This window comes from Corynebacterium sp. HMSC063G05 (assembly GCF_001810555.1).
GTDB classification, from domain to species: Bacteria; Actinomycetota; Actinomycetes; order Mycobacteriales; family Mycobacteriaceae; genus Corynebacterium; species Corynebacterium jeikeium_D.
Window position 1 is genome coordinate 105,062 of sequence record NZ_KV801861.1, and the last position, 14,607, is coordinate 119,668.

Sequence of the window (14,607 nt, forward strand, 5' to 3'; positions counted from 1 at the left end):
TGCCACTTCGGTGGCAGCCTTTCATTGAGGCATGGACGCGCAGGGCGGGTTTCTGCAGTTCGGTAACGTTGCTGCCACTTCGGTGGCAGCCTTTCATTGAGGCATAAGCCCGCCAGCCGCGACGTCCTCCCGCGTTGCTTTCCGGATGATCATGGTTTTGCTCCCTGTTTTCTACAGCTCCGCTTTTATGAAAGCGAGATTACCAAGCTTTCGTTTTTCGAACGGGTGTTTTAGTTTTGTTTTCCGTCCGCTAGCTCGCATACAGCTCACACTACTCCCTCAAATATGCAGCTAGATAGCGCTTTACCGCCTCCACCGAGCACCTTTGAAAACTCCTCAAAATTCTCTTTCATTCCTCTTTACAAGCCAGAAAAGCGCCCGTATGATAGCAAGTAAGTTCGAAAGAAAACCGACAACCATTGGAGCACCAGGGGGATCCAATGAAGTCCGAACAAGTACCCGAACCATATTGGGCTCACGAAAATCCTGAAGATGAGCTCTCAGCACTCGCGCGGGCTACCAACCGCGCCCAACTTGAGTTGATTGAAGCCTGCTGCCCTGCAGGTGATGATGACGTTGAAAACCATGCCGCTCGCATCAGCATTCGGCTGGGAATCACCCGCAGTGAAGCACTGCGTATCTGTGACATTGGCCTGTTGCTGGAGAAAATGCCACAGTTGGCGGAATACGCCCGGGAAAGCTGCGCATTATCCATGCGGCAACTCGGCATCATTGCACATGGCGTAGTCGGCATCGAGCCTGATCAAATACCCGATGCAGAGAAGAAGATTCTGGCATTGGTTACGCCACGGAAGCGTCGTCAAGCAATGATTGGTCCTCGCACGCTCACCACCAAAATTGGTGATATTGCTGCGGACTTGGATGACCGTGCTCGCGCCGACGGCACAATTCCCACCATCACCGACACGGAATCGGTGACTCTGGTGGAACGTCCCGACAGCTACTCCCAAATCATTCTCACACTGCGGCCGGACCGCGCCTATTTCGCCATGTGCGCAATTGAAACGGTCTTCCGCGCGAATGAGGAAATGACGCAGGCGGATGCATTTGTGGAACTCATCCACCAGCGCACCAATGCGGAAGTTGTGCTCAATGTTTTCCGCGAGCCCCACAGTGATGACGCCTGGCTGGACGGTGCCGGCTGGCTAGGCGCGCTGGTCACGGAGGAGTGGATGCAAAAGGTGACGCATGTCCGCCTCTCAGCAGACAGCGCCACCAATGGTTACCGCCCAACTCCAGCGCAGGTCGCCCGCGTCCACGGTCGCGATGGAACATGTCGCTTCCCCGGCTGCGAAGTCCCAGCGTACAAGTGCGATATTGACCATATCGCGCCGTACAACCAGGAAGACCCCGAAGCCGGTGGTCCCACCGACACGCAGAATCTGCACTGCCTATGCAGGAAGCACCACAACCTGAAAACCCACAAGCTCTGGGATATCACCGCTTATGAGGACGGCTCAGAGGTGTGGTCCTCTGCCGACGGCGTTACCGCGGCGACCGTCCCGGCCGGACCATTAGCCGGGTTCGGCCGACAGACTTTTGACAAACGCGCTACCCAGAAGACGAAAGCACGCCATGACCACTACATGAAGTGGTGGCTGTCATTCGCGGCTGTGCCAGATCTGGTCTTTGATGATGGGGAGGATTAACCCAGCGGACCACCGCAGTTCGGCCATGCGCCAGCACCCTGGGAGGCAAGCACGCGCTCGCCAATCTCAATCTGCTGCTCCTTAGTGGCCTGGTCAGCCGTCGGTGCGTACTGGTCACCGCCGTGGCCGCTCCAGGTCTGCTGCGAGAACTGCAGTCCGCCGTAGTAGCCGTTACCGGTATTGGTCTGCCAATTTCCGCCGGACTCACAAGCCGCAACCTGATCCCAGGCGCTAACTGATGCAGCGTTAGCGGCCGCGGTCGGGGCAGCAATCATGCCTGCTGCCACAGCGGCGGATGCGATGAACTTACCGGAAAAACGCATAAAAAGAGAACACTCCTAAAGGGTTGACTTTTCTCTTGGGCGACCAACCTACGCGCACCCTCCCCCGTCCTGTCAACCCGTATCCTGGAAAGCATGTCCGTGGCAGATGTCGTCCGCAAGACCGAGAGAAGGATCAACGCGCTGGCCGCCAAGCGTTCCAAAAACGCTGGTTGGGAACCGGAAATCATCGGTTTCACCGGGTACGGAAATGCAGAGCGCGTGCGCGTATTCGGCCGTGTCCTCCTGAAGGATCCGGCCAAAAAACGAGACGAAGAACGAAACAAAAAACGCGGATTTTGGCAGTTCTTTACCGTCGAACTCGCGGACTTTCCCGTCACCATCACTGCCGGCGACCGCACGGTGGAAACCACCACGGATAGCAACGGCTATATCGAGGTACTAATCAGGAATCACGGCCTGGAACCCGGCTGGCACGAAATCACCATCAACGACACTCCTGCAGAGGTCCTCATCCTCTCCCCGGAGACCAAATACGGCATCGTCTCCGATATTGATGACACCGTTTTGGTCACTATGCTGCCGCGCGCCCTCATCGCCGCCTACAACTCCTGGGTCAAGGAGACAGATGAGCGCAAGGCCGTCGCTGGCTTCGGCGAGTTCTATGCGCAACTTCGCCGTCGTTACGCGAGCAAAACGGACGAGGACACGGACGTCCCCGTCATCTACCTTTCCACCGGAGCGTGGAACACCTTCAGCACACTAAAAAGATTCCTACACCGCAACAACCTGCCGAAGGGCCCACTGCTGCTCACCGACTGGGGGCCAACGCCCACCGGCCTGTTCCGCTCGGGCAAGGAACACAAGAAGGTGCGACTTCGCGACCTGTTTATTGACTTCCCCGAAATCAACTGGATCCTCGTCGGCGATGATGGCCAGTACGACCCGCTCATCTACGGCACGGCCGCGGCGGAGCATCCGGACAAGGTCGCGGCCATCGCAATCCGCAACCTCACTCCCAGCGAGCACGTGCTCTCTCACGGCACGGCAGTGCCAATTGAAAAGCTGGAGAACAAGGAGGTCCCGTTCATCGAGGGCGCAGACGGCTTTGAACTGCTCAAACAGATCGACCAACTGCCGCAACCATGATCTACCTCCGCCATGCCCGTATTCACGATGATGCCGAGCTCCCGGCGTACGTCGTAAAGCTCGCCCTGCCCTTCCCCATGGCCTTCACCACGCCGATTACCATTCTGACCGGCGAAAACGGCAAGGGAAAGTCGACGGTGCTGGAGGCGTTGGCGTCGGCGATGGGTGTCGATACGGACGGTGGCTCGCGATACAAGACGCAAGAGCGCACCTCCCCGGTCCCACTGGCGCTGACCAGGCGCAATCCCCCGGACACGTTCTTCTTTCGCGGCGACGCGCACCTGAACCTCGCGCGCTATTACGAGTCGCTTGGGCAGCTACCAGGTGGCAGAGAAATGGCAGACCTCACCCAGATGAGCCACGGCCAATCCATCATGACGCTGGCCGAACGCCGCTTCAGTCCCGAATCACTGATTTTCCTTGACGAACCCGAGGCCGGACTGTCGGTCCTACGCCAACTGGAGCTCCTCGGCCGCCTCGGCGCGCTCGCGGAAGCCGGCGCACAAATCATCATGGCGACGCATTCCCCCATCCTGCTCGCCACGCCAGAAGCAACGATTATTTCGCTTGACGACGCCGACACCACCCACTTCGAAGACACCCTCGCGGTACGGGCAACCAGGGATTTCCTGGCCGATCCGGTCGGCATCGCAGACTACATGGTGGAGCGTTTTACTTCGGATTCTTAAGCCCCAGCGCCGCCACGACACCCAGGGCCGACAGTGCCACCGGCAACCACATCGCGTCACTCATGGCGGTGGTGAAGTCGCCACGGTTGCTGCTGAGAGCTGCGGCCATGACGGTAGCAATCAGCGCGCTGCCCAGCACACTGCCAATCTGGCGGATGGTGTTGTACACACCGGAGGCGGCACCGGCGAGGGACGGGTCGATGTTGCGGGTGGCAGCCGTCGACAGCGTGCCCCAAATAAACGCGTTTGCCACACCGAATGCGGCGCCCGGCAGCAGCAGCCACAGCACGGAGAGGTCCTCGTGGATGAGGTAGTGGAACCCGAGCATGCCCACCAGCGAGGACCCAAAACCAATCAGCGCGAACTCGCGGAACTTCAGCCGGTCCAGCATTCGCCCAGTCCACGGTGCCATGACACCGGAAATGACCGCCTGCGGCACGAGCAGTAGTGAGGCCTGGATGGTCGATAGGTCGCGAGCATTCTGGGCGAAGAGGATGATTGGGAAACCAACCGCGACCACCAGCGCCCCCGTCACAGCAATCGCCAGCGAGGAGATGGTGAAGTTGCGATCCTTAAAAAGGGACAATGGCATCAACGGTTCGGCCGTGGTCTTGGCCTCCCACGCGGTGAATAGTCCAAGAACCACCACGCCACCGGCAATCAGTGCCCAGATCCAACCGGACCAGCCGGCACTCTCCCCCTCCTGAATGCCGAAGACCAGCAGGAACATACCAATCGCGCTGAGTACAACACCGAGATAATCAATCTTGTTGCGGTGTGTCTCAAATGTCGGCAGATAGCGGAACGCAAAAACGAGCCCGATCAGCCCAATCGGCACATTAATGAGGAAAATCCAGCGCCAACTCAGCAGCTCAATCAACACACCACCGGCCAGCGGCCCCGTCAGCGAGGCAATTCCGGCCGCCGCACCCCACAGGCCCATCGCCGCACCGCGATGCGCCGGCGGAAACATCTGCGTAATCAGCGCCATCGTCTGCGGCGTCAGCAGCGCGGCCCCCAGTCCCTGCACCACACGGGCAATGATCAGCATGCTTAACGACGGCGCCAACCCACACGCCAGCGACGCCAACACGAAGATAACCAGGCCCGCTACATAGGTGTGCTTGACTCCCCAGAGGTCACCAAGCCTGCCGGTAATAAGCAACGGCACAGCATAGGCCAGCAGATAACCACTGGTCACCCACATGACCTGGTTGAGCTCACCGCCCAGTTCATGCTGGATGGTGTTGATGCCAACAGTGACAATGGTGGCGTCGACCAGAATCATGAAGAAGCCGAGCAAAACGGTCCATAGCGCTGGCCACGCCTTTTTGGGATCAAACTGAGTATTCAAATCTGTAGCCACTCGGAGTCATGTTAGTTGATGGCTCGGGTGTTAGTTGATGGCACAGTAAAATCCAGGCCATGGCTGTTCAGCATATGACCGATGAAACCACCGCCGAGTTCTTCGCCAATCACCTCTCGCGGGTAGATGATGACACGCAGCGCACTGTCGCTCTCGAAGTGTTGGAATGGGTTCACGAAAAGTACCCGGAACTCGGCGTTCGCAACGCTTGGAATCAGCCGATGTTCACGCTCGATGGCACTTTTATCATCGGTTTCTCCTACGCCAAGAAGCACATGGCGATTGCCCCGGAACGCGCTGGTATTGAAAAGTTCTCCGACGACTTCGATGCCCGCGGCCTCTCCTACGGAAAAATGATGGTCCGTTTCCCCTGGCCAAAAGATGGCAAGGCCGAGTCGATGCCGCTCGACCTGCTGGCCAAGATGATCGAGTTCAACATGGAGGACAAGCTCGGGATGACCAAGTTTTGGCGATAGGTCGGGGTCGATTACCAGCCCTGGAAGCTACCAAGCACTTAATGAGCATTCCTTTTCTCAGCGAGATCGCGCAGGAATGTGTCTTTGTCGTCGCAGTAAATCTCAATCGAGGAAACCATCATTGGTCCCTTGTAAAGATCTTCTGCCACGACCTGCGAATCGACTTCTAACCTGACGTTCACTTCACTCAAAACAGGCACCCTGAGATTGCCGTGCTCGTCAATTGCTACGTCCCCTCCTTCACCTGCCGTTACGGAGCTCGCATGACGTAAGTGTGACCACGGAATTTCACAAATAAGCCTTCGCCCATTTCGCAGTACGAGTCCTTGCGGTGTCATTAGATGTGGATGATCCCGAACAGTTACGTAAAATCCAGATAAAAGAACTACGGCATAAACACTAATTACCAGCAATAAATATCGCCAAAACGCATTAGAAATAGCAAAATGCACTATGCTTATTTCTGCAACGCTCAGCGCCAGTATCATAAAAACAACAGTTCGAAGGTTTCTATATGCTGTGAAGGATCTGACTTCACTGTCGACATTTCTCTGAGGCTTAAAAAAGGTGAAAGCAGCTAGCAGCGAACCAACTTCCGAAACGAGTAACGCTAGTATTTTTCGAGGTACGCCAAATTTCTTTGACGTCTCGGACAGCGAAGAAGCCCATGACCTGCCATTTCTGAGATAGTCTTGCCACATACCTCCAAACAGTAAGAGAAAAGCCGCAACCACCACGGCAAGTGGTAACAGGAATACCCAACCCGGCAAACCAGATACCACATTCATAAGAAGGAAAAGAACTGCTTCAAGAATAATTGCGGTAACCAGAATTGCTCTAAATATAATTTTCATGCCTACATTCCGACTATGAATTGACAGGCTTTCCTCGGAAGAAGATTCCTCACCATGCAAGCTCTCTCTTAATATTTCTTACACATTCTTGAGTTGATTTTTCACGATATAAACAGGTACCAAACAATCGTTAAAATATGGCCGTGAGCCAAATTCATGACTGAACACCGCTATACCAATGTCGCAGATGGGGGCCGACCGCCCTCATGCTCATCTCAAAACTATTCAAGTTTTCTTCTACTTTCAATACAAAATGAGTTTTGAGATTTCTACATTTCTTCTCGCGAGCTGGCTGCAATGCTCGCTGGCCCACGCATCCGACGACTTATGGCCACGCTATTCACCTATCGATGCGCTACAGCGTGTCCACAAGTGAATAGCGCATCGACAAGTGAAAGAGCCTGGCCCACAGCGTGCGCATAAGTGCCGAAAAAGCATCGATAAGTCGAGAATACATCGATAAGTCCCCGAAACCTGGCCATAAGTGCCGGACAGGGTTAAAGGGGGGGTAAAGGACAAGCCAACAATCTCAGCTCAGCATCTGCCTCTGCTTCAACCCAAACCCCACTCCAACCGCCACCGCAAACAAAAAAATCCTCGGAAGCTTTTACACTTCCGAGGATCTTCGCTGTGGGCGAAGGGGGACTTGAACCCCCACGTCCGTAAAGGACACTGGCACCTGAAGCCAGCGCGTCTGCCATTCCGCCACTCGCCCGTGGGAACGAATAGAACTATAACACCCCGCGCTAATACACCACCAAATCCCCAGGCCAGCGCGCGTTTTCCACCACTTTTCAGCACTTAGCAATAGCAACTTCCTCCACAACCGTCGTCACTATTTGATAAACCTCAGTAGTTCCTAGCCCTTAACTGAAGGTGTAGGGCTCTATACTGTTGCTTAAGTATCGATAATTTTTGTGCACATTTTTTTCACGTAACCCGCCGCGGTTTGGCGGGAGAAGGCGAATTTCTTTAGTCAGATGGATTTCCTAGGACGCATCCGCAAGCTCGATAGCTCGCTTCAGCGCGGGCTCGATAACAGCTTTGCGCGCGTGTTCGGCGGCAAGGTTGTCCCGAATGAGTTAGAAGAATGCCTGAAGCAGGAAATTGAAGACTTCCTGATGCAGGACGCCAACGGTCAGTACTTGGCACCCAATGATTTCCGCATTGGCATCAGCGCTGCCGACTACAAGAACCTTTCTGCGTCCGAGCCCAACCTGCCGAATCAGTTGGCTGACCGCATGACACGCTACTGCCGTAACAACGGCTGGGGCTTCACCGGTTCCATTAGCGTCCACCTGCAGGCAGTGGAGTCTCTCCACACCGGCCAGTTGAAGACGGCCAGCACTTTCACCGAGGACACCGTGGGCACCTCGGAGTTCGCCCCATTCGAGGACAGTGCCGATGATGCCAACACTGACGCAGCCCCGTCGCAAAGCGATGATGAACCCCAAGCTGCAGAGACCTCTGCCGCCTACCACCCGCAGCCTGAAGCTGAGCAGTTCCCCACCGCTTCCCGCCCCATCCCCGCGGTCGACCCAGAGGCTGCAACTGAGCTGAGCAGCGCGACCGTGGGCGAAGACCAGTCCCAGGAAAAGACCGTCACCCTGCTGTTGCAGGACGGCTCCTCGCGCGTATTTGAGGTGCGCCATGGTTCGAACATCATCGGCCGCGGCACCGCTTCCGACTTCCGTCTCCCGGATACTGGTGTTTCCCGCCAGCATGCCGAGATCACGTGGGATGGCCAGGACGCTGTGCTCGTCGATTTGCATTCGACCAACGGCACCATTGTCAATGGCGAACCCATTGAGAACTGGCTGCTGGCTGACGGCGACGAAATCTCGCTGGGGCATTCTGTTCTCGAAGTTCAGATCCGCTAGTTAAATCCGCTGATTCAGATCCGCTAAGTAGTGAGGTTCACCAGGTTCACATGCCACTGCCCTAGGTTTGCCGACACATTCCTGGAATAATTACGTCCGTGTGTTCGGTTTGCGGACCCACCAGCTCTACATAAGGAGGTTCCTCGGACGTGGAAGCTATCGTTTTTCTGCTTTCGCGCATCGGCGTGCTGGTCGTCCTGTGGTTTTTCATTTGGATGACGCTTCGCACCCTGCGTACAGAAACAACAGGCTCGGCTCCGCTGCGCCCACTTCGGCAGGCCAGCAGTGCTCCGGCCAAGCGTTTCCAGCGCTCGCAGACTCCACATCAGCTCCTTGTCACCTCCGGGCCGCTGGCGGGTTCGCGCATGAACCTAAACAACCAACGCGACATCACTATTGGCCGTTCAGAGTCGAATGCCTTCGTTCTCAACGATGACTTCGCCTCGGGCCAGCACGCTCGCGTCATCAACCGCGACGGCATCTGGTACTTGGAGGATCTGGACTCCCGCAATGGCACATTCCTCAATGGCCAGCGCGTGGAACAGCCGGAACGCCTGGCTTCGGGTATGGAATTTCGTATTGGCCGTACAACTTTGAGGTTGCAACCATGAGTCTTGCTCTGAATTACACGGCCCGCTCTGACCGCGGCCTCATCCGACAGAACAACGAGGACTCCGCCTATGCGGGTTCGCGTCTGCTCGCGCTTGCCGACGGCATGGGTGGCCACGCCGCCGGAGAAATCGCATCTCAGCTGATGATTGCGGCCGTCTCTCGGCTGGACAATGATCAGCCCGGCCCCGATTTGCTCGAGTCCCTGCGCAGCGCCTGCATGGAGGGCAATAACTCCATTGCGGATGAAATTGAGCAGAACCCCTCTACGCAAGGCATGGGCACTACGCTGACTGCTCTGCTTTTCGACGGCACCCGCCTGGGCATGTGCCATGTCGGTGACTCGCGTGGCTATCTGCTGCGCGACGGGGAGCTCATCCGCATTACCCGGGATGACACCTATGTGCAGTCCCTGGTGGATGAGGGCAATCTCACCGAAGAAGAAGCGGCAATTCACCCTCAGCGCTCACTGATTTTGAAGGCTCTCACCGGTCGCCCGGTGGAGCCTACTTTGTCTTATCGCGATGTTCACGAGGGCGATCGCTACCTGCTGTGCTCGGATGGTCTATCCGATCCAGTATCCGCGGACACCATCAAGGATGTGCTCTCGGAGGGCACTCCGGACGAGGCCGCTACCAAGCTCATTGACTACGCGTTGAAGTCCGGTGGTCCGGATAACATCACCGTGGTGGTTGCCGATGTTGTCGATTCGTCGGCACGCACGCCTTACGAGCCCGCCCTGGCCGGTGCCCTGCAGAGTGCGGAGGAGGAACTCCCCCGCCCCAATACGTCAGCGGGACGCGCGGCGGCACTCCGCCCGCGGAAGTCACAGGAAATTGCAGTGACTTCGGCGCCGGAGAAGAAAGCTTCCAAGGGCAAGTGGCTAGTTATTTCTGTGGTGCTGGTGCTGGTGGCCGGGTTGGTCGGCCTTGGTATTTGGGGCTGGCAGAAGAAGGAGTCGATGTACCATCTCGCGGTGGTCGACGGGCAGGTGCAGCTGATGCACGGCGTGCCCGGCAGTTTGCTGGGCTTCGATCTGCAAGAGCCACATCAGTTCATCTGTTTGACCGATGACAATAAAGTTCAGCTTCCTCCGGCTGGGACGGCGAAGGAGAAGGTCGACTGCCACATCATGACGCCGGAAGATCTCTCACCGGCGGCACGCAATTCGCTGGAAGGTCTGCCAGCTGATTCCTACAACGGTGTCAGCGACCAGATTGGACGTTTGGCGGAGTCGGCGCTGCCGGTGTGTCTGTCCGTTTCCGACGATGACAAGAAGGATGAAAAGCTGGGCTCGAAGCCAGGAGTCAACTGTAGGCAGGTGCGAAAATGAGTGAAACTACCACGAAGCGACAGCTTCGGATGAAGGAAATGCTCCTGCTGCTGCTGTCGGCAGGATTGTTGCTTTTGGCACTAATTTCGCTGGAACTGGCTCAGGGTAACTCTCTGACCGGAGATGTCTTTTACATCATTGGCGGATTCTTTGTGATTTTTGCAGTGGCGCATATCGCGCTGACCTTTGTGGCGCCCAACGCCGATCAGGTGATGCTGCCGGTTGCAGCAACGCTCAATGCCTTGGGGCTGGTGATGATTCACCGCCTCGACCTGGCCAATGACACCTCGTTGGTGCGCAACCAGATCATGTGGACCGTACTCAGTGTCGCACTGTTTATCGGCGTGATCGTCCTGCTGCGCAACCATCACTCGCTGTCGCAGTACTCGTATCTGCTGGGTCTCGGCGGCTTGATTCTGTTGGCGCTACCGCTGGTGTGGCCGTCGTCGATTAATGCTGATGCCCGCATCTGGATTTCCATCGGCCCGTTCTCCATGCAGCCGGGTGAGTTTGCCAAGGTCATGCTGCTGATCTTCTTTGCTCAGCTGCTGGTGAATAAGCGCTCGCTGTTCAATGTGGCGGGCAAGCGTTTCCTGGGCATTGATTTCCCGCGTGTTCGCGACCTGGGTCCGATTCTGCTGATCTGGGGCATCGCTACCGTCATCATGGCTCTGCAGAATGACTTTGGCCCGGCGCTGGTGCTCTTCGGCACTGTGCTGGCAATGCTCTACGCTGCCACCGGTCGTGGTTCCTGGCTGATCATCGGCATGGTGCTGGTGACCGTCGGCGTTGTCGGTGTCTACATGGTTTCGGACAAGATTCAGGCGCGAGTCACGCATTTCCTGGATCCGTTGGGCTCCTACGACGAGGGTGGCTACCAGCTCTCCCAGGGTCTGTTCGGCATGAGCTGGGGTGGCATCGGTGGCACCGGTCTGGGCCAGGGCTACCCACAGAACATTCCGGTGGCACACTCTGACTTCATCCTCTCGGCCTTTGGTGAGGAGCTCGGTTTTACCGGCCTGAGTGCCATCATCCTGCTGTTCGCGATTCTGATTTCCCGCGGTATTTCGGCGAGCTTGGCGGTACGTGATTCCTTTGGCAAGCTGCTGGCGGCCGGTGTCGCATTCTCGATGGCCATTCAGCTGTTCGTGGTTGCAGCCGGTGTTTCCAAGCTGATGCCGCTGACCGGTCTGACTACTCCGTTCATGTCAGCCGGTGGTTCCTCACTGCTGGCCAGCTACATCATGTTGGCCATCGTGCTGCGCGTCTCTGACGAGGCCAACCGCCCCTGGGGTATTCCAAGCAACCCTTCGGGCCTCAACGACAATGCCACCGCATCTCAGGAGGTGAACCAGTAGATGAATAAAACCATTCGCCAAATCTTTGTTGTCGTTCTCGGACTCTTCGTTCTTCTACTGGCGAACCTGACCTACATCCAGGGCTTCCAGCAGGATAAGTACGCCCACAATCCGCTGAATAGCCGCCAGTTCCTGGAGGAAAAGTCCAAACCTCGCGGCCAAATCACCACTGACGGCGACATTCTGGCCCACTCGGTCAAGGGCGAGAGCGGCTTCTATGACCGCAGCTACGACACCGACCCGGAGGCATATGCCGCGGTGGTCGGATACCTGTCGGACATCTACGGCTCCGCCGGTATCGAACGCTCTCAGAACGAGATCTTGAACGGCAGCGACCCTTCGCTGTTTACCTCCCGCGCCCTCGACATGGTCACGGGCAAGGAACCCTCTGGGGCCTCCACGGAGCTGACGCTGTTGCCGAACGCTCAGCGGACTGCGTACCAACAACTCGCTGAACGCGGCTACGTCGGCTCCGCCGTCGCCATTCGCCCATCGACGGGTGAAATTCTCGCGATGGCCTCCACACCGTCGTTCAACCCGAATGACATCGCCGCCGGCGACGAGAGTACCTGGCAGTCCCTCAATAACAATGAGGGCGCACCGCTGCTCAACCACGCCACTCAGCGTCCGCTGCCGCCGGGTTCCACTTTCAAGGTGTTGACCACGGTCACGGCACTGGAGCAAGGCGCTTCCCCGGACACCTCGGTCACTGGCGCACCGCAGATTACGCTTCCGGATACCACCACTACGTTGGAGAACTACGGTGGCTCGACCTGTGGTGGGGCTACTACGTCTCTCCGCCAGGCTTTCGCGCAGTCCTGTAATACGGCATTCGCTGAGCTCGGTATGCAGTACGGGGCCGATGCGCTCAAGGACGTCGCTAAGCGATTCGGCATCGGTGAGACCCACGATGACGCGGGCCTGCCGATTCAGCCCTCCGCTGTCGGTGATATTCCGGATCAGTCCTCGCTGGGTCAGACCTCCATTGGTCAGCGCGACGTGTCTTTCACGCCGCTGGACAACGCCATCATCGCCGCCACGATTGCCAACGGCGGCGTGCGCATGGAACCCCAGATCATCAAATCGGTGCGCGGTGCCGACCTCTCCGAAATCAAGTCCTTTAAGCCGATTGAAGCCGGCGAGGCGATTTCGCCGGAGGTCGCGGAGACCGTAACTGAGCTGATGCGCGGCTCCGAGTCGCACTCGGGCGGTAACGGTTCGCGTATTGCCTCCAAGACCGGTACCGCGGAACACGGTGCTGTCCGCGGCGAGTACGCACCGCACGTCTGGTACATCGCCTTCGCGCCGGACTCCGATGTCGCCGTGGCTGTCGTCGTGGAAAACGGTGGCGGCCAGGGCCAGGGCGCTACCGGCGCCTCCGTTGCTGCCCCGATTGGCCGTGCACTCATTGACGCGGTCGAACAGGCGGGTCGATAAGCATGGATGCCCACCAAGTTCAAGACATCGTTGGCGACCGATATCACGTTCGCCGTCTGCTCGGCCGTGGCGGCATGTCCACCGTCTGGCTTGCCGACGACGCCACCAGCGGCGAACTGGTTGCAATCAAACTTCTGAACCAGGAGTACTCGGACAACTACGAGTTCCGGCAGCGTTTCCAGAACGAAGCCGCCGCTGCGCGCAGCGTCAACAGCCCAAACGTGGTGAAGATTGTCACCTACGAGGAAGGCGACATCGGCAGCCACGGCGCGTGTTACATCGTCATGGAGTACATCCGTGGCGAATCTCTGTCGCAGGTGCTGCAGCGACGTCGCACCCTGCCAGAGCACCTGATGCTCGACGTGCTGGAGCAGACTGCACACGGCCTGTCGGCAATTCACGCTGCGAACCTTGTCCACCGCGACATTAAGCCGGGCAACCTCCTGGTGACGCCGGAGGGCACCGTGAAGATTACCGACTTTGGCATTGCCAAAGCCGCTGAAGCGGTGCCTCTGACGCGTACCGGCATGGTCGTCGGTACCGCGCAGTATGTCTCACCGGAGCAGGCGCAGGGCAAACAGGTGAGTCCGGCGACTGACATCTACTCGCTTGGCTGTGTCGCCTACGAAATGGTGGCCGGCGCCCGGCCCTTCCAGGGCGACTCCACCGTCGCGGTTGCCGTGGCACACATCAACGAGGCTCCGCCTGCGTTGGCGCCGACGGTCAATCCGCATATCCGCGAACTTATCGGCATTATGCTGCGCAAGGATCCGCAGCGTCGCTATGCCGATGGCCGTGAGCTGGCACAGGCTGTTTTGCGAGTGCGCGCGGGGCACCGCCCACCACAGCCGCGTGGTGTGACCCCAACGGTGCACCGTCAATCCAACGCTGCCAACCCGGCGACCACCGAACTCGGTGCCATGACGCGACCGCCCATGCCGGTGTCGCAGCCACCGCAGCAACCGCAGCGGCCACCGCAGCAACCCGCCCGACAGCGTAAGCCGGCAAAGAAGCGCAGCGGCTGCGGTTGTGGCTGCGGCAGCATTGTGCTGTTGGTGCTGCTAGTGTTGCTGGCCGGTGCTATCGCGGTCGTCTATTCGCTGTCGACTACCGGTTCACTGCCAACCATTCCGAACTTGGAGCAGTACATTCCGAACCAGTCACAGCAGCAGACCACAGAGGAAAACACCGACCCCAACGACGGTTCTGGTTACGGTTGGTCGGGCGACAATTCCGGTAACTGGGGAAATAACGACGGCGGCAACTCTGGTGAAAACTACGGCGGCAACAATGACGGTGCCTCTGACAGCTCCACTGAGCAGGACACCAGCGAGACCGCTCCGGATACGTCCGAACCGACTCAGGATTCGGGCAACGACAGTGGCGACGACAGTGGCGACGACTCCAGTGGCGGTGGTCTACCCGGTATTCAATTGCCCTTGGGAAATGACTCCGGTAATACCTTGGGGACTCCAGATGCACAGTAATATTCAGGTACAAGATGT

General features: G+C 57.8%; 13 protein-coding genes and 1 tRNA gene. 10 read left to right on the forward strand and 4 right to left on the reverse strand.

Going from position 1 to position 14,607, the window contains the following annotated elements; all coding sequences use genetic code 11:
- Positions 1-440: 440 nt before the first annotated feature.
- Complete coding sequence (locus HMPREF2751_RS08530) at positions 441-1,670, forward strand: HNH endonuclease signature motif containing protein (protein ID WP_070546993.1); 1,230 nt, start codon at positions 441-443, stop codon at positions 1,668-1,670.
- Here HMPREF2751_RS08530 and HMPREF2751_RS08535 read toward each other — a convergent pair.
- Complete coding sequence (locus HMPREF2751_RS08535) at positions 1,667-1,993, reverse strand: transglycosylase family protein (protein ID WP_005511827.1); 327 nt, start codon at positions 1,991-1,993, stop codon at positions 1,667-1,669. The genes HMPREF2751_RS08530 and HMPREF2751_RS08535 overlap by 4 nt on opposite strands.
- Before the next feature lie 93 nt (positions 1,994-2,086).
- Here HMPREF2751_RS08535 and HMPREF2751_RS08540 point away from each other — a divergent pair, with 93 nt between their 5' ends.
- Both HMPREF2751_RS08540 and HMPREF2751_RS08545 read left to right on the forward strand, forming a co-directional pair.
- Complete coding sequence (locus HMPREF2751_RS08540; protein WP_070595874.1) at positions 2,087-3,100, forward strand: App1 family protein; 1,014 nt, start codon at positions 2,087-2,089, stop codon at positions 3,098-3,100.
- Complete coding sequence (locus HMPREF2751_RS08545; RefSeq protein WP_070439245.1) at positions 3,097-3,789, forward strand: AAA family ATPase; 693 nt, start codon at positions 3,097-3,099, stop codon at positions 3,787-3,789. Before HMPREF2751_RS08540 ends, HMPREF2751_RS08545 begins: the two co-directional genes overlap by 4 nt.
- Here HMPREF2751_RS08545 and HMPREF2751_RS08550 read toward each other — a convergent pair.
- A complete protein-coding gene (locus HMPREF2751_RS08550; RefSeq protein ID WP_049193409.1) occupies positions 3,773-5,155 on the reverse strand; it encodes a DHA2 family efflux MFS transporter permease subunit in 1,383 nt (460 codons plus the stop codon). The two genes, HMPREF2751_RS08545 and HMPREF2751_RS08550, sit on opposite strands and share 17 nt — an antisense overlap.
- Positions 5,156-5,214: 59 nt before the next feature.
- Here HMPREF2751_RS08550 and HMPREF2751_RS08555 point away from each other — a divergent pair, with 59 nt between their 5' ends.
- Positions 5,215-5,631, forward strand: coding sequence for an iron chaperone (locus HMPREF2751_RS08555; RefSeq protein ID WP_070566462.1), 417 nt, complete (start codon positions 5,215-5,217; stop codon positions 5,629-5,631).
- A 38-nt stretch (positions 5,632-5,669) separates the two neighbouring features.
- Here the strand turns inward: HMPREF2751_RS08555 and HMPREF2751_RS08560 are convergent, their stop codons facing one another.
- Complete coding sequence (locus HMPREF2751_RS08560) at positions 5,670-6,485, reverse strand: hypothetical protein (protein WP_070595875.1); 816 nt, start codon at positions 6,483-6,485, stop codon at positions 5,670-5,672.
- A 631-nt stretch (positions 6,486-7,116) separates the two neighbouring features.
- Positions 7,117-7,200, reverse strand: a tRNA-Leu gene (locus HMPREF2751_RS08565).
- Between the two features lie 265 nt (positions 7,201-7,465).
- On the opposite strand from HMPREF2751_RS08565, the gene HMPREF2751_RS08570 reads away from it, so the two are divergent.
- From HMPREF2751_RS08570 to HMPREF2751_RS08595, 6 genes are all read left to right on the forward strand, one after another.
- On the forward strand, positions 7,466-8,365 hold the full coding sequence (locus HMPREF2751_RS08570) for a DUF3662 and FHA domain-containing protein (RefSeq protein WP_070439233.1): 900 nt from the start codon (positions 7,466-7,468) through the stop codon (positions 8,363-8,365).
- Positions 8,366-8,514: 149 nt separating this feature from the next.
- Positions 8,515-8,976: an FHA domain-containing protein FhaB/FipA gene (locus HMPREF2751_RS08575; RefSeq protein ID WP_016421758.1), complete on the forward strand. Its 462-nt coding sequence runs from the start codon at positions 8,515-8,517 to the stop codon at positions 8,974-8,976.
- Positions 8,973-10,307: a PP2C family protein-serine/threonine phosphatase gene (locus tag HMPREF2751_RS08580; protein WP_049193413.1), complete on the forward strand. Its 1,335-nt coding sequence runs from the start codon at positions 8,973-8,975 to the stop codon at positions 10,305-10,307. The genes HMPREF2751_RS08575 and HMPREF2751_RS08580 overlap by 4 nt, the downstream gene beginning before the upstream one ends.
- On the forward strand, positions 10,304-11,665 hold the full coding sequence (locus HMPREF2751_RS08585; protein ID WP_070595876.1) for an FtsW/RodA/SpoVE family cell cycle protein: 1,362 nt from the start codon (positions 10,304-10,306) through the stop codon (positions 11,663-11,665). The genes HMPREF2751_RS08580 and HMPREF2751_RS08585 overlap by 4 nt, the downstream gene beginning before the upstream one ends.
- Positions 11,666-13,102 (forward strand): penicillin-binding transpeptidase domain-containing protein, encoded by a 1,437-nt coding sequence (locus tag HMPREF2751_RS08590; protein ID WP_070595877.1) that lies wholly within the window; start codon positions 11,666-11,668, stop codon positions 13,100-13,102.
- 2 nt (positions 13,103-13,104) lie between these two features.
- A complete protein-coding gene (locus tag HMPREF2751_RS08595; RefSeq protein WP_070595878.1) occupies positions 13,105-14,589 on the forward strand; it encodes a serine/threonine-protein kinase in 1,485 nt (494 codons plus the stop codon).
- The last annotated feature ends 18 nt before the right edge of the window (positions 14,590-14,607 follow it).

Coding starts and splice junctions, on each gene's coding strand:
- HMPREF2751_RS08530 (WP_070546993.1), top strand. CDS start 441: ATGAAGTCCGAACAAGTACCCGAACCATATTGGGCTCACGAAAATCCT.
- HMPREF2751_RS08535 (WP_005511827.1), bottom strand. CDS start 1,993: ATGCGTTTTTCCGGTAAGTTCATCGCATCCGCCGCTGTGGCAGCAGGC.
- HMPREF2751_RS08540 (WP_070595874.1), top strand. CDS start 2,087: ATGTCCGTGGCAGATGTCGTCCGCAAGACCGAGAGAAGGATCAACGCG.
- HMPREF2751_RS08545 (WP_070439245.1), top strand. CDS start 3,097: ATGATCTACCTCCGCCATGCCCGTATTCACGATGATGCCGAGCTCCCG.
- HMPREF2751_RS08555 (WP_070566462.1), top strand. CDS start 5,215: ATGGCTGTTCAGCATATGACCGATGAAACCACCGCCGAGTTCTTCGCC.
- HMPREF2751_RS08560 (WP_070595875.1), bottom strand. CDS start 6,485: ATGAAAATTATATTTAGAGCAATTCTGGTTACCGCAATTATTCTTGAA.
- HMPREF2751_RS08570 (WP_070439233.1), top strand. CDS start 7,466: ATGGATTTCCTAGGACGCATCCGCAAGCTCGATAGCTCGCTTCAGCGC.
- HMPREF2751_RS08580 (WP_049193413.1), top strand. CDS start 8,973: ATGAGTCTTGCTCTGAATTACACGGCCCGCTCTGACCGCGGCCTCATC.
- HMPREF2751_RS08585 (WP_070595876.1), top strand. CDS start 10,304: ATGAGTGAAACTACCACGAAGCGACAGCTTCGGATGAAGGAAATGCTC.
- HMPREF2751_RS08590 (WP_070595877.1), top strand. CDS start 11,666: ATGAATAAAACCATTCGCCAAATCTTTGTTGTCGTTCTCGGACTCTTC.
- HMPREF2751_RS08595 (WP_070595878.1), top strand. CDS start 13,105: ATGGATGCCCACCAAGTTCAAGACATCGTTGGCGACCGATATCACGTT.